Raw genomic sequence first — 1,636 nt, 5'->3', positions numbered from 1 at the left:
CGCACACCCCGTTCGCCCAGGAAGGTGCTGTAACCCTCGGGCAGGCCTGTGATGAACTCGTCCGCAAAGGCGGCTGTGGCCGCAGCTTTGACCTCGTCGTCCGAAGCTGTGGGCTTGCCGTAACGGATGTTCTCGAGCGCGCTGCTGGAAAAGATCACCGCGTCTTGCGGCACGATGCCAATCCGCTGGCGCAAGGCCTCGAGCGACATCTCGCGGGTGCTGACGCCGTCCAGCACGATGCGCCCCTGAGCCGGGTCGTAAAAACGCAGCAGCAACTGGAACACTGTGCTTTTACCTGCACCACTGGGGCCAACGATGGCCACGGTCTGGCCTGGCTGGATATCGAGCGAGAAATCCGATAAGGCTTTTTGCTGAGGCCTGGACGGATAGTTGAAGTTGATTGCTTCAAATTTGATAGCACTACCAGCAACAGGTACGGGGGCTAGGGCCGGATTCTCTGGAGAGACGATTGGTGATTGGGTGCTCAGTAGTTCCATCAAGCGCTCGGTGGCGCCGGCCGCACGCAGCAGGTCGCCATACACCTCACCCAAAATGGCAAAGGCGCTGGCCAAAATGATGACATAAACCACAGTCTGGCCCAGGTGCCCTGCCGAAATGCGCCCGGCCACCACCGCTTGCGTGCCCTGGAACAGACCCCACAGCAGCGCGGCCGAGGTTGCAATAATGATAAAAGCCACCAGCACCGAGCGTGCCTTGGATCGGCTCACGGCTGTTTCAAAGGCATTGTCGGTGGAGGCGGTGAAGCGCCGCGTCTCGCGCCCCTCGGCCGTGTAGCTCTGCACGACTGGAATGGCGTTCAAAATCTCGGCAGCAATGGAGCTGGAATCGGCAATCCGGTCCTGGCTGGCCCTGGAGAGCTTGCGCACCCGTCGGCCAAACCATACGCTGGGCAGCACGATCAGCACCAACACACCCAGCACCTGAAACATGACGTATGGATTGGTCCACACCAAAATACCGAGGGCGCCAACCCCCATCACCAGGTTGCGCAGGCCCATGCTCAGCGAAGAGCCCACCACGGTTTGTACCAAGGTTGTGTCGGCGCTCAGGCGCGACAAAACCTCCCCAGTTTGCGTAGTTTCAAAGAACTCCGGGCTTTGCTTCAGCACATGGCTGTAGACCGCATTGCGCAGGTCGGCGGTAACACGTTCGCCCAGCCAACTAACCATGTAAAAACGCGCCGCGGACGATAGCCCCAGTGCGACCGCTACACCAAACAGCAGGGCGAAATGCTCGCGCATGGCCATCATCTGCTCGCCTTGGTCGCCCTTTACCAATCCGCCGTCTATCAGGCTGCGCAATGCCAGTGGAAAAGCCAGTGTGGCCAGAGCGGCCATCACCAGGAACACAAATGCCAAGACGATGCGGCCCCGGTAAGGACGCAAAAAAGGAAGCAGACCAGACAGAGACTTTGGATTTTGTGATTTGGCGCGTTCTGTGGTCATGGGCGTTAAATGGGGTCGAAAGCAAGGGATGCAAGCGCGCACCGCAGGTCGTGATGATAGGCCCGCTCTCGGGCTTCGGTCGGGCGACTCTGTTATTCTTGGACCGCGCAGAGGTCAACCAATGCAGCTGGCATTGCGTTGAAGGAATGCGGCGCATGCGCTCAAGCCCC

At 59.7% G+C, this 1,636-nt stretch carries 1 protein-coding gene; it reads right to left on the bottom strand.

What is annotated here, in order from left to right:
- Positions 1-1,466 (bottom strand): ABC transporter transmembrane domain-containing protein (locus tag AC097P_RS23675; RefSeq protein WP_479612884.1); only part of this gene is annotated, 1,466 nt, incomplete at its 3' end.
- Between the last annotated feature and the right edge of the window lie 170 nt (positions 1,467-1,636).

The organism is Rhodoferax sp. ZS1R8, from assembly GCF_056521325.1.
Note: the sequence above shows the minus strand (reverse complement) of the source record. Positions and strands in the feature narration are given on the sequence as shown.